The organism is Microbacterium sp. RU1D (assembly GCF_900156435.1).
Classification (GTDB): Bacteria; Actinomycetota; Actinomycetes; order Actinomycetales; family Microbacteriaceae; genus Microbacterium.
This window is the reverse complement of sequence record NZ_FTPQ01000001.1, coordinates 1,633,262-1,653,109: the sequence shown is the minus strand read 5'-3', so window position 1 is coordinate 1,653,109 and position 19,848 is coordinate 1,633,262. Positions and strand designations below refer to the sequence as shown.

At 71.8% G+C, this 19,848-nt stretch carries 15 protein-coding genes; 3 read left to right on the top strand and 12 right to left on the bottom strand.

Translation table 11 applies throughout. The features are described 5' to 3' along the window. Window positions 1-44 precede the first annotated feature (44 nt). The gene (locus B0B15_RS07550; RefSeq protein WP_076674679.1) at window positions 45-374 is read right to left on the bottom strand and encodes a peptidase; all 330 of its coding nucleotides are present in this window, start codon (window positions 372-374) and stop codon (window positions 45-47) included. Continuing rightward, window positions 374-1,591: an inorganic phosphate transporter gene (locus B0B15_RS07545; RefSeq protein WP_076674677.1), complete on the bottom strand. Its 1,218-nt coding sequence runs from the start codon at window positions 1,589-1,591 to the stop codon at window positions 374-376. Before B0B15_RS07545 ends, B0B15_RS07550 begins: the two co-directional genes overlap by 1 nt. A 210-nt stretch (window positions 1,592-1,801) precedes the next feature. Between B0B15_RS07545 and B0B15_RS07540 the strand changes: the two genes are divergently transcribed. Continuing rightward, the gene (locus tag B0B15_RS07540) at window positions 1,802-3,916 is read left to right on the top strand and encodes a S9 family peptidase (protein WP_076674676.1); all 2,115 of its coding nucleotides are present in this window, start codon (window positions 1,802-1,804) and stop codon (window positions 3,914-3,916) included. Between the two features lie 278 nt (window positions 3,917-4,194). Here B0B15_RS07540 and B0B15_RS07535 read toward each other — a convergent pair whose 3' ends face one another. The 3 genes from B0B15_RS07535 to B0B15_RS07525 all read right to left on the bottom strand — a co-directional run bounded on the left by B0B15_RS07535 (window position 4,195) and on the right by B0B15_RS07525 (window position 10,142). After that, window positions 4,195-5,223 carry a 6-phosphofructokinase gene (locus B0B15_RS07535; RefSeq protein ID WP_076674674.1) on the bottom strand — a complete coding sequence of 343 codons (1,029 nt, stop codon included), beginning with the start codon at window positions 5,221-5,223 and terminating at the stop codon, window positions 4,195-4,197. A 159-nt stretch (window positions 5,224-5,382) separates the two neighbouring features. Next, the gene (locus B0B15_RS07530) at window positions 5,383-7,542 is read right to left on the bottom strand and encodes a DEAD/DEAH box helicase (RefSeq protein ID WP_076674672.1); all 2,160 of its coding nucleotides are present in this window, start codon (window positions 7,540-7,542) and stop codon (window positions 5,383-5,385) included. 254 nt (window positions 7,543-7,796) lie between these two features. Then, a complete protein-coding gene (locus B0B15_RS07525; protein ID WP_076674671.1) occupies window positions 7,797-10,142 on the bottom strand; it encodes a heavy metal translocating P-type ATPase in 2,346 nt (781 codons plus the stop codon). 144 nt (window positions 10,143-10,286) lie between these two features. Here B0B15_RS07525 and B0B15_RS07520 point away from each other — a divergent pair, with 144 nt between their 5' ends. Then, the gene (locus tag B0B15_RS07520; RefSeq protein WP_076674669.1) at window positions 10,287-11,654 is read left to right on the top strand and encodes an MFS transporter; all 1,368 of its coding nucleotides are present in this window, start codon (window positions 10,287-10,289) and stop codon (window positions 11,652-11,654) included. A 150-nt stretch (window positions 11,655-11,804) separates the two neighbouring features. Here the strand turns inward: B0B15_RS07520 and B0B15_RS07515 are convergent, their stop codons facing one another. The 5 genes from B0B15_RS07515 to B0B15_RS07495 are packed head-to-tail and all read right to left on the bottom strand — an operon-like array spanning window position 11,805 to window position 14,974. Next, entirely contained in the window at window positions 11,805-12,749 is a 945-nt protein-coding gene (locus tag B0B15_RS07515) for a bifunctional riboflavin kinase/FAD synthetase (RefSeq protein ID WP_076674668.1), read from the bottom strand. Beyond that, the gene (locus B0B15_RS07510) at window positions 12,746-13,165 is read right to left on the bottom strand and encodes a hypothetical protein (RefSeq protein ID WP_076674666.1); all 420 of its coding nucleotides are present in this window, start codon (window positions 13,163-13,165) and stop codon (window positions 12,746-12,748) included. The genes B0B15_RS07515 and B0B15_RS07510 overlap by 4 nt, the downstream gene beginning before the upstream one ends. Before the next feature lie 50 nt (window positions 13,166-13,215). After that, window positions 13,216-13,584: a hypothetical protein gene (locus B0B15_RS07505; protein ID WP_076674665.1), complete on the bottom strand. Its 369-nt coding sequence runs from the start codon at window positions 13,582-13,584 to the stop codon at window positions 13,216-13,218. Beyond that, window positions 13,581-14,471, bottom strand: a complete 891-nt coding sequence (gene truB / locus B0B15_RS07500; RefSeq protein WP_076674663.1) for a tRNA pseudouridine(55) synthase TruB — start codon at window positions 14,469-14,471, stop codon at window positions 13,581-13,583. The genes B0B15_RS07505 and truB overlap by 4 nt, the downstream gene beginning before the upstream one ends. Then, a complete protein-coding gene (locus B0B15_RS07495) occupies window positions 14,471-14,974 on the bottom strand; it encodes a nucleoside/nucleotide kinase family protein (protein WP_076674662.1) in 504 nt (167 codons plus the stop codon). The genes truB and B0B15_RS07495 overlap by 1 nt, the downstream gene beginning before the upstream one ends. Window positions 14,975-15,176: 202 nt before the next feature. Between B0B15_RS07495 and B0B15_RS07490 the strand changes: the two genes are divergently transcribed. Next, complete coding sequence (locus B0B15_RS07490) at window positions 15,177-16,055, top strand: HhH-GPD family protein (protein ID WP_076674660.1); 879 nt, start codon at window positions 15,177-15,179, stop codon at window positions 16,053-16,055. Between the two features lie 225 nt (window positions 16,056-16,280). Here B0B15_RS07490 and rbfA read toward each other — a convergent pair whose 3' ends face one another. Beyond that, window positions 16,281-16,766, bottom strand: a complete 486-nt coding sequence (gene rbfA, locus B0B15_RS07485; protein WP_076674658.1) for a 30S ribosome-binding factor RbfA — start codon at window positions 16,764-16,766, stop codon at window positions 16,281-16,283. A 202-nt stretch (window positions 16,767-16,968) separates the two neighbouring features. After that, window positions 16,969-19,776, bottom strand: a complete 2,808-nt coding sequence (gene infB / locus B0B15_RS07480; protein WP_176776588.1) for a translation initiation factor IF-2 — start codon at window positions 19,774-19,776, stop codon at window positions 16,969-16,971. Window positions 19,777-19,848 lie beyond the last annotated feature (72 nt).

Below are 19,848 nucleotides of genomic sequence, written 5' to 3'. Positions count from 1 at the left end.
CCGCCGACGGCATCCGGAATCGAACCTGCGAGAGGCTCCGCGGCTCAGTGGTTGAAGAGGATCAGCAGCAGCGCGCCGAGCACCGCCGCCGCGCACACGGCGAAGCACGCGTAGGCGCCCACGAGCGAGAGGCGCTTCTGCCCGTCGCTGAGGGGGTTCTTCTTCGCGGCCTTGGCCACCGCCTTCTCGGCCCGGCGACGCTGCTTGTCGGTGAGCACGGTGATGGCGTCGGTGAACTCCGCGGGCGCGACCAGCGGCGGGCGACCGCCGCGCACGAGCAGACGCAACCCGAGGGCGTAGGAGGTCACGACGACCGTGGCGCCCACGAGGGCGGCGACGAAGACCTGCAGGAAGGCTTCCCAGTTGATCAGCATCAGGCGTCCTTCCCGGCCTTCTCGCGCTCGAGGCGGCGCTGGCGGCGGGTGGGTCCGGGCTTGCGCGGAACCTTCACCGCGGCGCCGGAGTCGGCGACCTCGCTCATCGCGTTCGCCGAGGTGACCTCGTCGCGCCGTGAGCGCAGGAACAGACCGAGCACGATGGCCACGGCGATCACCGCGTCGACGGCGACACCCCATCCGCCCAGCCACACGACGATGAGGGCGGCCGCGGCGCCCACTGCTCCGGCGGCGGGGAGCGTCAGCACCCAGCCGATCATGATGCGGCCGACGGTGTTCCAGCGCACGGTCGATCCGCGGCGTCCGAGGCCCGATCCGATGACCGAACCGGATGCCACCTGCGTCGTCGAGAGGGCGAAACCGAGGGCGCTGGAGGCCAGGATCGTCGCCGCCGTCGAGGTCTCGGCCGAGAAGCCCTGGGCGGGCTTGACGTCGGTGAGGCCCTTGCCAAGGGTGCGGATGATGCGCCACCCGCCCATGTAGGTGCCCAGGGCGATGGTGATCGCGCAGGCGAAGACGACCCACAGCTGCGGGTCGGGGTTCGCGGTCGATTGCCACCCGACGGTGATGAGGGCGAGGGTGATGACGCCCATCGTCTTCTGCGCGTCGTTGGTGCCGTGGGCGAGTGCCACGAGCGACGAGGTGAAGATCTGTCCCCAACGGAAGCCGTCGCGGCCGTCGGCCTTGAGGTCGTAGCGCCGGGTGACGCCGTAGGCGATCTTGGTCACGGCGAAGGCGATGATGCCCGCCGTGAGCGGGGCGATCAGAGCCGGGAGGATGACCTTGCTCAACACGACGCCCGTGTCGATGGCCGAGGCGCCGACGCCCACGAGGGTCGCGCCGATCAGGCCGCCGAAGAGCGCGTGCGAGGAGCTGGAGGGGAGCCCCAGCAGCCACGTGAGCATGTTCCACGTGATCGCCCCGATGAGGCCCGCGAAGATGATCGGCGGGAAGATGTCGGGACTCAACTGGTCTTCCCGGATCATGCCGCCCGAGATCGTCTTGGCGACCTCCGTCGACAGGAACGCGCCGACCAGGTTGAGGCTGGCGGCGAGGAGGACGGCCACCTTCGGCTTCAGTGCACCGGTGGCGATGGGGGTGGCCATCGCGTTCGCGGTGTCGTGGAATCCGTTGGTGAAATCGAAGAACAGTGCCAGCGCGATGACCAGCACGATGATGAGGGCTGCGCTCTCCACCGTTCGCTTTCCGTGAGAAGGAGGAAGGGATGCCGACGGGATCGGCGTGACGAACGAAGAGTTCACCTGGCGTTGATCTTTCGTTCACCGAAAGACGCGACGACATCCTTTCATCCGGACCTGTGAGGGTCAAACGCGCGGCCCGACGGGCGCGCGCCTCTCCCCCGATTCCTCCGGCCGGATGCCGCGGCGGCGCACTACCGTGGAACGGTGACCGACCTCGACCCGCAGCCCACCCCGCCCCTCGCCGACCGCCGTCCCGTCGCCCGCACCCATCATGGCGACACCTTCTACGACCCGTACGAATGGCTGCGGGCGAAGGACGACGCCGAGGTCGTCGCCCACCTCGAGGCCGAGAACGCCTACACCGCCGCCCGGACCGCGCACCTCTCGGGGCTGCGCGACACGATCTTCGGCGAGATCAAGGGCCGCACGCTCGAGACCGACCTCTCCGTTCCCGCCCGCCGCGGCGACTGGTGGTACTACGGGCGCACCGTCGCCGGCGCGCAGTACGGCATCCAGTGCCGCGCGCCGCTGGACTCCCCCGATGACTGGACGCCGCCGACCCTCTCACCCGACCGCGCGGTCCCGGGCGAGCAGGTGCTCTTCGACGGCAACGTCGAGGCCGAGGGCACCGACTTCTTCTCGCTCGGCAGCTTCGAGATCTCCAACGACGGCACGCGCATGCTCTACGCGATCGACGTCGCCGGCGACGAGCGCTACACCGTGCGCGTCCGCGACCTGACGACCGGCGAGACCCTCCCCGACGAGATCCCCGGCACCTTCTCGGGTGCGACCTTCTCCCCCGACGGCCGCTTCATCGTGTACACCACCGTCGACGACGCGTGGCGCCCCGACACCGTGTGGCTGCACGAGATCGGGACCGACGTGGATGCCGACGTGAAGCTGTTTCACGAACCCGACGACCGCTACTGGGTCGGTGCGGACTTCACCCGCAGCGACACTTACCTCGTGATCGGCGTGGGCTCCTCGATCACGTCGGAGGAACGCCTGATCGACGCCGACGACCTGCGCGGCGAGGCCCGTGTCGTGTGGCCGCGCCAGGAGGGCGTGGAGTACTCGGTCGATCACGCCGTCGTCGACGGCGAGGACGTGCTCTACATCCTCCACAACGACGGCGCCCTCGATTTCGAGCTGGTCCGGGTCTCGGCATCCGCCCCTCAGGGGCCGCGCGAGACCGTGATCCCCCATCGCACCGGGCAGCGCCTGCTGGGCGTCGACACGTTCCGCGACTGGGGTGTCGTGGCCTACCGCCGAGACGGCCTGGCGCGCCTGGGCATGCTGTCGTACGTCGACGGGGCCGTCACCGAGATCGCGTTCGACGAGCCGCTGTACAGCGTCGGCACGGGCGGCAACCCCGAGTGGGCGCCGCCGGTGCTGCGCCTCGGGTACGGCTCGTTCGTCACGCCGGGCACGGTGTTCGACTACGTCATCGCGACCGGTGAGCTCCTGCTGCGCAAGCGCCAGCCCGTGCTCGGCGGATTCGACCCGGCGGACTACGGCCAGGCGCGCGTCTGGGCTCCGGCCGACGACGGCACGCAGGTGCCGGTGTCGCTCGTGTGGAAGCGGTCGTTCGGCGAGCCCGGCGACGCGCCGCGCCCCGTGCACCTGTACGGCTACGGCTCCTACGAGCACTCGATCGAGCCCGGCTTCTCGGTGCCCCGCCTGTCGCTCCTCGACCGCGGCGTCGTCTTCGCCGTGGCGCACGTGCGCGGCGGCGGCGAGATGGGCCGCCAGTGGTACGAGGACGGCAAGCTGCAGGCCAAGCGCAACACCTTCACCGACTTCGTCGCGGCGGCGCGTCACCTCGTGGCCGAGGGGTACACGACGCCCGACCGCATCGTCGCCGAGGGCGGCAGCGCCGGCGGGCTGCTGATGGGCGCGGTGGCGAACCTCGCGCCCGAGCTGTTCGCCGGCATCCTGGCCGACGTGCCGTTCGTGGATGCGCTGACCACGATCCTCGACCCGTCGCTGCCGCTCACGGTGATCGAGTGGGACGAATGGGGCGACCCGCTGCATGACGCCGAGGTGTACGCCTACATGAAGTCGTACTCGCCGTACGAGAACGTGCGCGAGGGCGTCGCGTACCCCCGCATCCTGGCCGTGACCTCGCTCAACGACACGCGCGTGCTGTACGTCGAGCCGGCCAAGTGGGTGCAGCGCCTGCGCGAGGTCGGCGCCGACGCGATGCTGAAGTGCGAGATGGTGGCCGGCCACGGCGGCGTCAGCGGCCGCTACAACGCCTGGCGCGAGCGCGCGTTCGAGCTGGCGTGGCTGCTCGACGTGCTGGGGCTGGCGGAGTAGGGGCGGGCCGCCGCCGCCGAACGCCCCGTCGCCTGCTGCGGCGGGGCGTCGCTCTGCGCGGGGCGCTCGCAAGCCTCTTCACGGCGTGGGCGTCCTGGGGTTTGGGGCAGGATCCGCTTCTCGGGGCGCGCACTGCACGCCCCAGGGTGCGGAAGACGCCCCAAACCCGGAGGTACGACGCACGCAGCGCCTCCGGTAGCACCACCGCCAGACCCCACACCGCGCAACACCCCGCCCCGCACTGCGTGCTGCGGGGACGGGGCGTCAGTGCAGCGGGCTCAGCCGAACAACGCGGCGGCCTCCTCGTACCGGTACAGCGGAACGCTGTTGAGCTCGCCGAGGGCGTCGGCGAAGGGCACGCGCACGATGTCGGTGCCGCGCATGGCGACCATCTGGCCCCACGCGCCCTCGTTCAGGGCGTCGGCGGCGTGAAGGCCGAGGCGCGTCGCGAGCACGCGGTCGAAGGCGGAGGGCGAACCGCCGCGCTGGATGTGACCGAGCACGGTGGACCGGGTCTCGATGCCGGTCAGGCGCTCGATCTCGGGGGCGAGCAGCTCGCCGATGCCGCCGAGGCGGGGACGGTTGAAGGCGTCGAGGCCCTTGTCGCTGAACGCCTCGTCCATGCCCTTGAGCTTGAAGCCCTCCGACACGACGACCAGCGGAGCGCGGCCGCGGTCGTGGGCTCGCGTGACCTGCTCGACGATCTCGTCGATCGACATCGGCACCTCGGGGATGCAGATGACGTGGGCGCCCGCCGCGATCCCCGCGTGCAGCGCGATCCAGCCGACGTGGCGACCCATGACCTCGGCCACCATGCAGCGCTGGTGCGAGTCACCGGTCGTGCGCAGGCGGTCCATGGCATCCGTCGCGATGTTCACGGCGGTGTCGAAACCGAAGGAGTAGTCGGTCGCGCGCAGATCGTTGTCGATCGTCTTCGGCACGCCGAGCACGTTGATGCCGTCGTTCGACAGACGGTCGGCCGCGGCCAGTGTGCCCTCGCCGCCGATGGCCAGGATGCCGTCGAGGCGGTGCCCGTACATGGTCTTCGAGATGTTCTCGGCGCCGCCGCGCACGCCCTCGTACGGATTGGTGCGGCTGGTTCCGAGGATGGTGCCGCCGACCTTGGACAGGCCCTTCACCTCGTGACGCGTCAGGGGGAAGAAGTCGCCGTCGACCACGCCGCGCCAGCCGTCGCGGATGCCGACGAACTCGATGTCGTAGTTGGTCGTGCCCTTCAGCACGACGCCACGGATGACCGCGTTGAGACCGGGGCAGTCGCCGCCGCTGGTCAGGATGCCGATCTTCATGGGCAGAGTCCTCTGGTGCTGTGGTTCGGGTGAAGGGTCGGCGCCGTTGCCGTCTTCGACCCTATCGCCGCGGGCGGGAACGCTGCCACACGGTGAGAGTGGGCGTGGACGAGCGAACGCCCCGGCGCCGAAGCGGCCGGGGCGTTCGAAGGGACGGGCTCAGGCCGCGCCGAGCGCCTGACGCAGCAGGTGCATGAGCGCCGAGAGCTGCACCGAGTCGCTCGAACCGGGCTCGACGGCCTGGCCGTCGAGGGCGCGCTGAGCGAGACCCTCCTTCGAGTCGATGAGCTCGGCGATCTTCGTGTCGATCGTGTGCGCGGCGATGATGCGCCACGCCGTCACGGGCTCCTCCTGGCCGATGCGGTGCACGCGGTCGATCGCCTGCGTCTGCTCGGCCGCGGTCCACGACAGCTCCGCGAGCACGACGTTGGAGGCGGCCTGCATGTTCAGGCCGACGCCGGCGGCGGTGAGCGAACACACCGCGATGCCCACGTCGGGGTCGCTGTTGAAGGCGTCGATCGCGGCCTGGCGCGCGGTCGAGGTCTGCTCGCCGCGCACCGAGACGGCCTTGAGGCCGGAGGCTTTGAAGTGAGCCTCCGCGGCATCCATCACGTCGATGTGCTTCGCGAAGAACACGACCTTGCCGACCGAGCGCTGCAGCTGCACGGCGTAATCCGCCGCGAGGTGCGCCTTGGCTTGGCCGATGCGACGGACCATGGTGAAGACGTTCTCGCTGCCCGAGCCGGCCGCCTTCGACTCCTCGAGCTCGCCGTGGGCGACCAGACGCACGATGTCGTCGTCGATCTCGCCGGCGGCGAGCCCGCGGTCGCCGCGCGCCTCGATGATGCGGCGGTACTTCGCCGCCAGCCGGGCGCCGAGTTCGCGCTCCGCCTGACGGATCGAACGGCCGTACTCGTCGTCGAGCTCGACGGGCAGGTCGGCGACGAGCTTGTCGGGCAGGTCGGCGGCGACGTCCTTCTTCTTGCGCCGGACGATGCCCATCGAGATGACGGCTTCGCGCGCCTCGGGATAGAACGCCTTGTCGGCGGGCGTCAGGCCCGTGGCATCCAGCTTCTCCATGAGCTCGGGGCCCGGCTTCTCGCCGTTGGTCCAGCCGAGGAAGCGCCAGATCGCGTCGAAGTCCTCGACGTCGTTGATCAGTGGGGTACCGGTCAGGGCCAGCAGCAGCGGATGACGGGTCTGCTCGCGGACGCGGGACGCGAGCGCCAGCACGTTCTGCGAGCGCTGCGACGTGAGGTTCTTGATGAAGTGCGCCTCGTCGACGACGATGCCCTTCAGGCCGATCGACGACAACCACGACAGGTGCCGGTCGAGGATCTCGTAGTTGACGATGAAGACGTCGGCGAAGGCGTCGATGTCGGCGCCGCCGCCGGAGATGACGGTCGCGCGACGCTGCGGCGTCCACCGCTGCACCTCGCGCGCCCAGTTCATCTTCACGACGTTGGGCACGACGACCAGCAGCGGGTACGCGTCGGCGACGGATGCCGCGAGGACCGACTCCGCGGTCTTGCCCAGGCCCGGCTCGTCGGCGAGGAGGAACTCGCGATGCCCCAGGCGCACGGCCTCGAGGAAGCGCGACTGGTGCGGCATGACCTCGAGTCCGCGCGGCGACAGCCGGTCGAACTCGGGGACGGGCGGCAGCTCCATGCTCGCCGCGGACCCGCCCGCGCCGGTCTCGAACGCCTTGTACAGCGGGCCCATGAGCTCCCAGCCGTCGAGGCGGCGGCGCGGGGCGTCACCGGTGGGCCGCGGCGTGAGGTCGGGCGCGCGGAACGGGTTCGCCATCTGACGCGCCTCGATGGATGCCGGGACGACCTGCTTCTCGGCGAGGGCCGCCGGGACGACCGGGGTGATCTTGGGCGTGTTGTCGGTGATGATCAGCTCGTCGGCCGGCAGTTCGGCGCCGGACTCGAGCAGCCAGTCGCGACGCATGCGGCGGGCGACGGGCGAGGTGGCCGCATCGACCTCGAGCAGCTGGATGAGCGAGGTGTCCCGCGCGGCGGTCTTGGCGAGGATGGTCGCCACGCCGTCGAGGCGCTTCAGCAGCTCCGCGCGCGCGGCGCCGGTGATCTCGGTGTCGGCCTTGACCCGGGCGCGCTCCTCGCGCACGAGGAACGCGATCACCTGGAACTTGACGCGGTTCGTGGGCCCGAGCTTTCCGCGCTGCGCCTTCGCCTCGACCTCGCGCACCTTGCGGGCGAGGATCGGGATGACGGGGGCTTCGTCGTCGCGTCGGGATGACGTGGTCTTCCTGCGCCGCTGGCTCGAGCTACGGGCGGCGGTTGCCGTGGTCGGCATGCTCCTCCTGAGCGTGTCGTCCGGAAAGAGTCCGGAACGTTCCGGCGCGAGGCCGGTGGATCAGTGACCCCGGGGAACATCACCCGGCATGCCGCCGGAGCGGCGATGCCTGCGGCCCGAGAGCGCTGTGACCGGAACGGTTCGCGACAGGGGCGGATGGCGGGATCGACATCATTCTAGCGCGAACCGCCCCGGTCCCGACCGCGAAGACGCGCCATTGTGGACGATCCGCGCATCCCCCGCCGGGCGGCGCCTCAGGCCGCGCGCCGCAGCCGCAGGCTGTTGAGCACCACGAAGACGCTCGAGAACGCCATCGCCGCCCCCGCCAGCATGGGGTTCAGCAGCCCGAGGGCCGCCAGCGGCAGAGCCGCAATGTTGTAGGCGAACGCCCAGAACAGGTTGCCGCGGATGACGCGCATCGTGCGGCGGCTCAGGGCCACCGCGGTGACGATCCCCCGCGGGTCGTCGCGCATCAAGGCGACGTCGCTCGCGTGCAGCGCGGCATCCGTCCCCCCGCCCATCGCGATGCCCAGATCGGCGGATGCCAGGGCGGCGGCGTCGTTGACCCCGTCGCCGACCATCGCGACGGTGCGCCCCTCGGCGCGGAGAGCGGCGATCGCGTCGACCTTGCCCTCGGGCAGGACGCCGGCACGGACCTTCTCGATGCCGAGCTCGGCGGCCACGGCGCGCGCGACGTGCGGGTTGTCGCCGGTCAGCAGCACCGGCTCGAGTCCCATCCCGCGCAGGCGCGCCACCGTCGACGCGCTCTCGGGTCGCACGGTGTCGGCGACCTCGACGACCAGGCGCACCCGCACGGTGCCGTCGGCGTCCGGCCATCCCGCGAGCACGACGGTCCCGCGCTGCTCCCCCTGCGCCACGGCTGCGGCGAGCGCCTCGGGCAGCGGCGCAGCGAGCTCGGCGGCCAGCGCCGGCCGCCCCGCGAACACGCGAAGACCGTCGACAACACCGACGATGCCGCGACCGGGCAGCGCCTCGACGTCGCGGGCGACCTGTCCGTCGCCCGCGGCGGCCACGATCGCGTGGGCGACGGGGTGCTCCGACGCGCGTTCGAGCGCCGCCAGCAGACGGAGGGCGTCGTCGGCATCCTGACCGGGGGCGGCGGTGACGTTCGCGACGCTCATGCGTCCCGCGGTCAGGGTGCCGGTCTTGTCGAGGACGATCGTGTCGATGCGCTCCGCGGACTCCAGGGCTGCCGGACCCGTGACCAGGATGCCGAGCTGGGCGGCGCGGCCGGTCCCGACGAGGATCGCGATCGGGGTGGCCAGGCCCAGGGCGCACGGGCAGGCGATGATGAGCACCGCGACGGCCGCGGTGAAGCCCGCCGCGAGGGGCTGCCCGGCGACCAGCCAGCCGATGAGGGTCAGGACGGCCAGCACGATCACGACGGGGACGAAGACGCCCGAGATGCGGTCCGCGAGTCGCTGCACGCGGCTCTTGCCGAGCTGCGCGTCCTCGACGAGACGGGCGATGCGGGCGAGGCGCGTCTGCTCGCCGACCCCCGTCGCCCGCACGACGAGCCGGCCGCCCGAGGCGATGGTGCCGCCGGTGACGCGCGATCCGGGACCCACGTCGACCGGGAGCGACTCCCCGGTGAGCATGCTCTCGTCCACCGAGGCGCGCCCGTCGAGCACCTCTCCGTCGGTTGCGACGGTGGCCCCGGGGCGCACGACGAACTCATCGCCGACGGCGAGCTGCGCGATGTCGATGCGGCGCCCGTCGACGAGCTCGGCCTCCCGCGCGCCGAGGTCGAGCAGTGACCGCAGGGCCGCTCCGGCGCGCCGTGTGGAACGCTGCTCGATCACGCGGCCGAGCAGCAGGAAGACGGTGACCGCCGCGGCGACCTCGAAGTACACCACAGAGGTGGCGTCATGCACGGGCCCGAACAGCATCACCTCGTGACGGATGCCGATGCGCCCGGCCGTTCCGAACACGAGAGCCCAGACGCTCCACAGGTATGCGGCGAAGGTGCCGAGCGTGATGAGGGTGTCCATCGTGGCGGCGCCGTGTCGCGCGTTGCGCAGCGTCGCGCGGTGGAACGGCCATCCGCCCCACACCACGATCGGGGTGGCCAGCACGAGCGACACCCACTGCCAGGCGGGGAACTGCCAGGCCGGGATCATGCCGAGCGCCACCACGGGGACGGCGAGGGCGAGCGACACCCACAGGCGCACGCGCAGCGGGGTCTCCCCCGGGGCGTCGGCCGTGTCGTGCACGTGTTCGACGTGTTCGTGACCTGAGCCCTCCGGGTCGCCGGATCGATCGGCGGTGAGGTCGCGGCCGGTCACGGCATCCACGTCGCCGCCGGGGGCGGGGACGGGTACCGGAGCGGGCTCCGTCGACGTGCGGGTGCGGACGCGGGCGTCGTAGCCGGCGGCGCGCACGGCATCCACGAGGGCGGACGTGTCGAGATCTGCGGGGTAGCGTACACGCGCCGTCTCGGTCGCCAGGTTGACCGCGGCCTCGACGCCGTCGACGCGTCCGAGTCGCTTCTCGACGCGCGCGACGCAGCTCGCGCACGTCATCCCCTCGATGTCGAGCACCGCCTCGGCGGTCGGTGCGGCATCCGTCTGGTCGCCCATGGCTCCTCCTCCGGTCACCCCGTCGTCAACAGGATACCCCCTGGGGGTATTCCCAGGGGCCCTCGTCGCCGTCATTCGCGTGTGCGGCGCGCCCCCGACGTGCATCCCCGCCCTCGGCGACCGCCACGACCCTACGCTGGAGGAATGGCCGAGGCGATGACACGCGAGCAACGCACGGTGCTCGCGGTCGCCGTCCTCGCCTCGTTCGTGTCGTTCCTCGACGGCACGGTCGTCAACGTCGCCCTTCCCGCGATCGCCGGTGACCTGGGCGGAGGCTTGAGCACGCAGCAGTGGGTCGTCGACGCCTACCTCGTCACGCTGGGGGCGTTCATCCTGGTCGCGGGCTCCCTCAGCGACGTGCTGGGCCGGGTGGTGGTCCTGCGCATCGGCTTGATCGGCTTCGGCGTCACCTCCCTCGCGATCGCCGCCGCCCCCACCGCGGAGTTCCTCATCGTGGCGCGCGCACTGCAGGGTGTTGCGGGAGCCCTCCTCGTGCCGAGCTCTCTCGCACTCATCACCTCCACGTTCCGCGGCGCGACGCAGGCGCGCGCGATCGGCATCTGGACGGGCGCGACGACGGTCGCCATGCTCGCGGGGCCCCTCATCGGCGGCGTGTTCGTCGACACCCTGTCCTGGCGGCTGGTGTTCCTCGTCAACGTGCTGCCCATCGGCGTCACGATGTGGCTGCTCACCCGCCTGGGCCATCGCGACCACCGCCGCCCCGACGCGCGCGTCGACATCCTCGGCGCCGTCCTGTGCGCCGCGGGCCTCGGCGGCATCGTGTTCGCGCTCATCGAACAGCCGAATCTCGGTTGGGCCTCCCCCGTCATCTGGATGCCCGGGATCATCGGCATCCTGGCCTTCTCGGGCTTCCTCGTGCGGCAGAGGACGGCACGCGAACCGATGATGCCGCTCGACCTCTTCCGGGCCCGCAACTTCTGGGCGGGCAACCTCGCCACCGTCTTCGTGTACGCGGCGCTCTCGTTGAACGGGTTCGTGGTGAGCGTGTACCTGCAGCAGGGCGCGGGGCTGCCCGCGACCCTCGCGGGGCTCGCGTCGCTGCCGAGCACGGTACTGATGATCGTGCTGAGCTCGCGCATGGGCGCGCTCTCGGGCCGGCTCGGGCCCCGTCTGTTCATGACCGCGGGACCGCTCGTGATGGCCGTCGGGGCGCTGCTCCTGCTGCGCGTCGGCGACGACTTCGACTACTGGACGCAGGTGCTTCCGGGCGTGATCGTGTTCGGCCTCGGCCTGACCGCCACGGTCTCGCCGCTGACCGCCGCGGTGCTGGGAGCGATCGACTCCGAGCGCTCCGGCATCGCCTCCGCCGTCAACAACGCCGTCTCCCGCGTGGCCGGCCTGCTGGCCATCGCCGCCGTATCGGCGGTGGTCGGCGGATCGCTGGACCTCGACGGGTTCCACCGGGCGGCGCTGTTCACCGCCGCGCTCATGGCGCTCGGGGCCGCGGCGTCGTTCCTCGGCATCCGGAACCACCTGTCGCGGCAGGACTGACCCTCCCGTCAGGCGCGGAGACCGGTTCGCCGGATGCCGTGGGGGTCGCGGCGCGGCAAGGCCGGGTCACAGCGCCACCCGCGGGGCGGCGGGCCTCACCCCACGACGCGGACCCGCGGCTCCGGGTCCGCCGGTCAGCACGCCTGCGGGTCAGCGCAGGATCGCCCGCGCCCGCTCCACGTCGTCGGCCATCTGCACCAGCAGTGCATCGATGCCGTCGAACGCCGTCATCTCGCGCACGCGCTCGACGAAGCGCACCTCGACGTGATGGCCGTACAGGTCGAGGCCGGTCTCGTCGATCACGTACGCCTCGACCTGCCGCGCGTGCACGTCGTCGAAGGTGGGGTTCGTGCCGACGCTGATCGCGGCGGGATAGCTCGTGCGACGCGCGCCGTCGACATCGACGAGCCATCCGGCGTACACGCCGTCGGCGGGCACGAAGCCCTCGAGGTCGGGCGAGAGGTTCGCGGTCGGGTACCCCAGCTCGCGGCCACGCTTCAGGCCGTGCACGACCTCGCCCCAGACCGAGGGCGCGCGTCCCAGCAGCCGCGCCGCCGTCGCGATGTCGCCGGCCGACAGCGCCTCGCGGATCCACGTCGACGACACACGCCGGTCGGCGTGCACCGCGCGGACGTCATCGACGACGTCGACGCGGAATCCGTGCTCGGCGCCCAGGCGCTCCAGCAGAGCGGGGTCGCCCGCCCCCCCGGCGCCGAAGCGGAAGTCGCGCCCGACGAGCACGGTGCGCGCCTGAAGGGCGTCGACCAGGATGCCGCGGACGAACTCCCCCGCGGGGATCGCCGCCATGGCTTCGTCGAAGGTCAGCAGCAGGGTGGCGTCCACTCCGGCCCGCTCGAGCAGCTCGAGTTTCTGGTGCGGGCCGATGACGTCGGCGGGGCACTTCTCCGGACGCAGGACGCTCAAGGGATTGCGGTCGAAGGTCACCGCGACGACGCGCGCGCCGTCGGAGGCGTCGACCCGGGCGCGGTCGATCACCGCGCGGTGACCCGTGTGGACGCCGTCGAACTTGCCGATCGCCACCACCGTGGGACCGAAGCCCGCGGGGACCTCCGCGGGGTCGCGGAAGACGATCACGACGTCGCCCGGCGGTGGCGCACGAGCCACCACAGCCCCAGGAAGGGCAGCACGAGCGGGATGAAGAGGTAGCCGTACCCGTACACCGACCACACGGTCGGGTGTTGGAACAGCGTCGGCAGCGCGAGGCTCAGCGTTCCCACCACGAGCACGCCGACCAGCTCGAAGCCGATCGCGACCCAGGCCACGCGGTACCAGGTCGGCCGCGCCGAGAAGATCAGCGCGAGGGTCGCGAGGATGTAGACGACCGCGGCGAGGGCCGACAGCGAATACGCCACGGGGGCATCGTCGAACTCGCGGACGATCTGCACGAAGGAGCGGCCCGTGGCGGCGAGCGCCATGATGCCGTAGACGACGACGAGGACACGGCCGATGCCGGTCATCCCCCGGGAACGGGTGGGAGTGGTGGATGCCATGACCTGACGATTCTAGTTCGCCCCGGCCATCGCCGAGCGGCGGTGCACGCTCAGGCGATCTGCACGGTCCAGATGACGTGCATGCGCCACACCATCACCGCGACGGCGAGCGCGGCGACGCCCATCACCACGGTGCTCCACCGACTGCGCTCCAGCAGTGCCCACGCGACGCCGGCGATCGGCACGAGCGCTGCGGACACGAGGTAGGTCCAGAACTCCAGCAGACTGCCGGAGGGCGGGTTGCCCGCGAACGGCGCGATGATCGCCACGACGATCTGCACGATCAGCAGGAGCTCGATGAGGGCGAGCGAACCGACGGTGATGTCTCCGGGCCGACGTCCGATGAGCCCAGCGCCGACGGCCACGACCCCGGCGAGCACGGCCAGGCCCACCTGCACGAGCGTGAACCACAGGATCATCGAGCCTCCTCCGGCATGTTCATGACACTCTTCAGCTGCGCGCCGCGCTTCTCGACCACGCCGACGAGACGCCCGTCGGGGTCGATCGCGGCCGCGACGGCGCCGGTCAGGCGCCCGCCGCCGTCGATGCGCTTGCCGTGGCGCAGGTCGCGCGCCTCGTCGGCGCCCACCGCGAGCGCGCCCATCACGACCGCCGCGGCGGTGGCGGGCTCGACGAGCGCCGCCTCGGCGATGTCGTCGACGGATGCCGCGGCGGTGACGTCGAACGCCCCGATACGCGTGCGGCGCAGGGCCGTCAGGTGCCCGCCCACGCCCAGCGCGCGGCCGAGGTCGCGCGCGAGGGCGCGGATATACGTGCCGGACGTGCAATCGACCACGACGTCGAGTTCGATCCCATCCTCGCGTCGACGGGTGGCGCGCACGTCGAAGCGCGCCACGGTGACCCGCCGGGACTTCAGCTCCACCTGCTCCCCCGCGCGCGCGAGGTCGTACGCGCGGCGCCCGTCGACCTTGATCGCCGACACCGTGCTCGGCACCTGATCGATCTCGCCCGTGAGGGCGGCGATGCCGGCGCGGATCGCGTCGTCGGTCACGGCGCCGACGACAGCGGCATCCGCCCGCTCCGTCTCGACGCCGTCGGCGTCGTCGCTGTCTGTCGCAACACCGAGCAGGATGGTCGCCGCGTAGGTCTTGTCGGCGCCGACGATGTAGGTCAGCAGCCGCGTCGCGCCCTCGACGCCGAGCACGAGCAGACCCGTCGCCATCGGGTCGAGCGTGCCGGCGTGCCCGATCTTGCGCGTGCCGAGCGCCCGCCGCGCGCGCGCCACGACGTCATGACTGGTGATGCCTCCGGGCTTGTCGACCAGGAGGATGCCGGGACGCACCATCAGCAGAAGTCTCCGAAGACCTGCACGGGGTGCGCGGGGTCGGAGTTCTCGACGATGACCGATGCGGCCGCCTTCGGTCGAACCGTGCGGAGGTAGTGCCTCTCGGCATCCGGGAGCTCGGGTCGCGGGGCGCCGATCGGGGGGTTGCTCTCGAGCCAGATCGAGAAGTTCCAGAGCCCGCGCACCTCGGGCGCGTGCAGGAAGCGCCCGGAGACGACGAGGACCGCGTCTGCAGGAGGCCCCGGAGAGTCGCCGAACGGCTCACCCGCGCGGAACGGCACGACGATGCGCTCGCGGACGTCATCGGCGTGATCGGCCAGCGGCACGCGGGCCACCGCCGTGCCGTCTTCCCCGACGACCTCGGCGAAGGCATCGGCGAAGGAGCCGGCAGCTTCCGCGTCGAGCGCATCGACCGCCACTACTACGCGCCCGGCGCGGTTGTTCTGCCGCATCAGGTCGCGGATGCTCCGCTGCAGGGTCTCGACGGCGTTCTCACTCGACATACCTCCAGCCTACGATCGACCACCGACACCGGCCCCCGCGCTGCCGGGGCGGGCACCCTCCCTCCGCGAGAAGGCGATCCGGGCTCGCGAACAACCCGTCTCCGCGGTTCCGCGAGCGCGAACACCGCGTCCTCGCGTTCCCGCGCACGAACGACGTCTCCGCCCGCGACCGGCCGTGGCCCACCGACCGTAGGCTGGGCGGATGCCGGGACTCGCCACGCCGCTCATCGACTGGTATCGCGACGCGGCGCGCGACCTGCCGTGGCGTCGCGAGGGCTTCGGCGCGTGGGGCACCCTGGTGAGCGAGTTCATGCTGCAGCAGACGCCGGTGAACCGCGTCATCCCGCACCTCGAGGCGTGGCTGACCCGCTGGCCGACGCCCGCCGACCTCGCAACCTCTCCCCCGGGCGATGCCGTGACCCAGTGGGCCAACCTCGGCTACCCCCGACGCGCGCTGTGGCTGCATCGGGCGGCGGTGGAGATCCGCGATCGTCACGACGGCGTCGTCCCTCGCGACGTCGACGCCCTGCTGGCGCTGACGGGCATCGGCGACTACACCGCGCGCGCCGTCGCGGTCTTCGCATACGGCGATCGGCATCCCGTCGTCGACACCAACACCCGCCGCGTGCTCGCCCGCGCGGTCGAGGGCCGCGCGCAACCCGGGCCCCCGCACCGCCGCGACCTGGAGCGGATGGATGCCGAGCTCCCCGCCGACGTCGCCGAGGCCGCGGTCGTGAATGCGGCCGCCATGGAGCTCGGCGCGATCGTGTGCACGGCGCGGGCGCCGAGGTGCGAGGCCTGTCCGTTGGCGGCGCAGTGCGCCTGGCGGGCAGCCGGATACCCTCCCTCCGAAGATCGCCGCCGCAAACAGGCGACCTACGAGGGCAGCGACCGGCAGGCCCGCGGTGCGGTGCTCAAGACCCTCCGCGACGCGGCCCCGGAGGCCGTGCCCCTGTTCGCGGTGCTCCCGGACTGGCCCGACGCCGCGCAGCGCGACCGCGCGATCGACTCGCTCGTGGCGGACGGCCTCGCCGAGGCGGCCGACGAGCAGCTGCGCCTGCCGGGCCACCCGGCATCCTGACCTGGCCCCGGCCGAGCCTCACGCAGCGGCCCCGGGCCGAACCTCGGCGTGACCGGCCCCTTGCCCCGTGAACGGCCCACTCACCCCTTCCACACACGGACCCTCCGGAGTTTCACCCGCCCCGGGCGGGGGTCCGCGCCTCGCGGGCGTCGGCGGAGACCCCCCGCAACGCGAAAGGCCGGACGCCGCCCGCTCGGGGTGGCATCCGGCCTCAGGTCCGCGGGCTCAGATGCGCGCGGCCTCGTCGTCTTCGTCGTCGTCTCCGTCGTCGTCGAGGTCGTCCTCGTCGTCGTCCGCGCGGGGCTTCACGTACGGGTCGGCCTCGCCGGCGTAGGCGGCGGATGCCGCGAGACCGGCGACCGACTCGTCGCGCTCGCGCGCCTCGCGCAGCAGCGCCGAGATGTGGTCGGCGTTCTCCGGGATGCCGTCGAGGATGAACTCCAGCGACGGGGTGAGCCGCGTGTTGAGGTGCTTGCCGACCTCGCTGCGCAGCATGCCGGTCGCCGACTTGAGCGCCGCGGCGGTGTCGGCGCGGTGCGCCTCGTCGCCCATGACGGTGTAGAACACCGATGCGCGCTGCAGGTCACCCGTGACGCGCACGTCGGTGATGGTCACGAATCCGAGCCGCGGGTCGCGCAACCCCTTCTCGAGGCGTTCGGCGAGCACCACGCGGATGCGGTCCGCCACTCGAGCCTGTCGTTCCCCTGCCACGTCCTTCTCCTTTTCTCATACCGCCGCGAGTAATCACGGCGGGTGGGCGTCTCGTTCACGGACGCCGCCCCCAGCGTAGGGCGGAGGGGGTGTGTGCCTCCACGAGCATCGGGGTAGGGGCCCCGCTCTGCTCGGGGAGGCACACACCCCCGCAGCCCGAAGCGGGAGCCGCGCCCGAAAGCGCGACTCCCGCCAGGTGTGATCAGCCTCGCGGCTTCTCGACCATTTCCGTCGTTTCGATCTCGTCGCCGACCTGGATGTCGTTGAACTTGCCCAGGCCGATACCGCACTCGAAGTCCGTGCGGACCTCGGTGACGTCGTCCTTGAAGCGGCGCAGCGACTCGATGGCCAGGCCGTCGGCCAGCACGACACCGTCGCGGATGACGCGGGCCTTGGCGTTTCGCGTGATCGTTCCCGACCGCACGATGACACCGGCGATGTTGCCGAACTTCGAGGAGCGGAACACCTCGCGGATCTCGGCGACACCCGACTGCACCTCTTCGAACTCCGGCTTGAGCAGGCCCTTGAGCGACTGCTCGACGTCGTCGATCGCGTTGTAGATGACCGAGTAGAACCGCACGTCCACACCCTCGCGGGCGGCACGCTCGCGAGCCTTGGTGTCGGGGCGGACGTTGAAGCCGATCACGATCGCGTTGTCGATCGTGGCCAGGTTGATGTCCGACTCGGTGATCGCACCCACACCGCGGTGGATGATGCGCAGCTGGACGCTGTCGTCGACCTCGATCTTGAGCAGCGATTCCTCGAGCGCCTCGACGGCACCCGACACGTCGCCCTTGATGATGAGGTTGAGCGATTCGACCTTGCCCTCTTCGAGAGCGCGGGTGAAGTCCTCGAGCGAGATGCGCTTGCGGGCCTTGGCCAGCTGGGCGTTGCGCTCGGCGGCTTCGCGCTTCTCGGCGATCTGACGCGCGGTGCGGTCTTCCTCGGTGACGATGAAGACGTCGCCGGCGCGGGGCACGGAGTTCAGACCCTGCACCTGCACGGGACGCGACGGGTAGGCCTCTTCGACCGCTTCGCCGTTCTCGTCCATCATCGCGCGGACACGGCCGTAGGCCGTGCCGGCGACGATCGCGTCGCCGACGCGCAGGGTTCCGGACTGGATGAGCACCGTGGCGACCGAACCGCGACCCTTGTCGAGCTTCGCCTCGATCGCGACACCGCGGGCCGCCTTGTTCGGGTTGGCCGTGAGGTCGAGACCGGCGTCGGCGGTGAGCAGAACCGCGTCCAGGAGGGCCTGGATGTTGAGGTTCTGTCGCGCCGAGACGTCGACGAACATGACGTCTCCGCCGTACTCCTCGGCGACCAGGCCGTACTCGGTGAGCTGCTGGCGCACCTTGGCCGGGTTGGCATCGGGCTTGTCGACCTTGTTCACCGCGACCACGATCGGCACGTTCGCCGCCTGGGCGTGGTTGAGCGCCTCGACCGTCTGGGGCATGATGCCGTCGTCGGCCGCGACCACGAGGATCGCGATGTCGGTCACCTGCGCACCACGGGCACGCATGGCGGTGAACGCCTCGTGACCCGGGGTGTCGATGAAGGTGATCGCGCGCTCGATGCCCTCGTGCTCGGTCCAGATCTGGTACGCACCGATGTGCTGCGTGATGCCGCCGGCCTCGCCCGCGACCACGTTGGTCTGGCGGATGGCGTCGAGCAGTCGCGTCTTACCGTGGTCGACGTGGCCCATGACGGTGACCACGGGAGGACGGATCTCGAGATCGTCCTCGCTCTCGGCCTCGAGCTCGGCGTCGAGGTCGAGACCGAAGCCCTCGAGGAGCTCCTTGTCCTCGTCCTCGGGCGAGACCATCTGGATCTTGTAGCCGAGCTCGGCACCGAGCACCTCGAAGGTGGCCTCGTCGAGCGACTCGGTCGCGGTGGCCATCTCGCCCAGGTTGAACAGGATGGTCACGAGCGTGCCGGGCTGCACGGTGTAGCCGCGCAGCGCCTCGAGCTTGTCGGCGAAGTCGGCGATGGAGGCACCGCGGCGCAGGCGGATGATCTCGCCGTTGCCCTTCGAGACGTTGACGCCGCCGACGACCGGCGCCGACCGCATCTCGAACTCCTGCCGCTTCGCCCGACGCGACTTGCGCTGCTTCGACTTGCCGCCGCCCTTACCGAAGGCACCCGCGGTACCACCGCCGGGGCCACGGCCACGGCCACCGCCGCCACCGGGACGACCGGCGAAACCGCCACCGGGAGCACCGCCACCGGGGCGCTGGAAGCCGCCACCGGCACCGCCGGGACGACCGGGACCGCCGGGACGCTGCTGGAACGGAGCGCCGGGACGACCGCCGCCGCCGGGACGACCGGCGCCGCCGGGGCGCGGAGCACCGGGACGCGGGGCGCCGGGGCGCGGAGCCTGCGGACGCGGGATGTTGCCGGGGGTCGGGCGCTGGCCCATGCCCTGCGCCGACGCGAACGGGTTGTTACCCGGGCGGGGGCCGGCGGGACGCTGGCCCATGCCCTGCGACGAGGCGAACGGGTTGTTGCCCGGACGCGCGCCACCGGGACGCGGGGGCGAGCTGGGGCCGGGCTTGGGCGCGCTGCCACCGGGAGTGGGGGCCGACGACGGAGCCGCGGGCTTCGCGCCGGGCTTGGCCGGAGCGGAGGGTGCGGGAGTCGACGCGGCGGGAGCCGAAGCGGCCGGGGTGGATGCCGCGGGGGCCGGGGCGGCCTCGGGAGCCGCCGGAGCGGCGGGCTTGGCGGGTCCGGGGGTCGGGCCCGAGGGACGGGCGCCGGGGGTCGCCGCCGGACGGGCGGGGCCCGGGCGGGCGCCGGCGCCGGGGCGCGCCGCGGGGGCGGCGGGCTTGGCATCCGACGATCCGGAGGAGCCCTCGGCCGCGAGGGCGGCGCGGAGCTTGCGAGCCACGGGAGGCTCGATGGTGGATGAGGGGCTCTTGACGAACTCGCCGAGCTCCTTCAGCTTCGCAAGCGCGACCTTGCTGTCGACGCCGAGCTCGGAGGCGATCTCGTGCACGCGTGGTTTTGCCACAATTCTCCTGTCTGAGGGCCTACCCCGGACAGGGCAGACCGCTAGTTGCGGACGGGTCTCATTTCGAGCCGT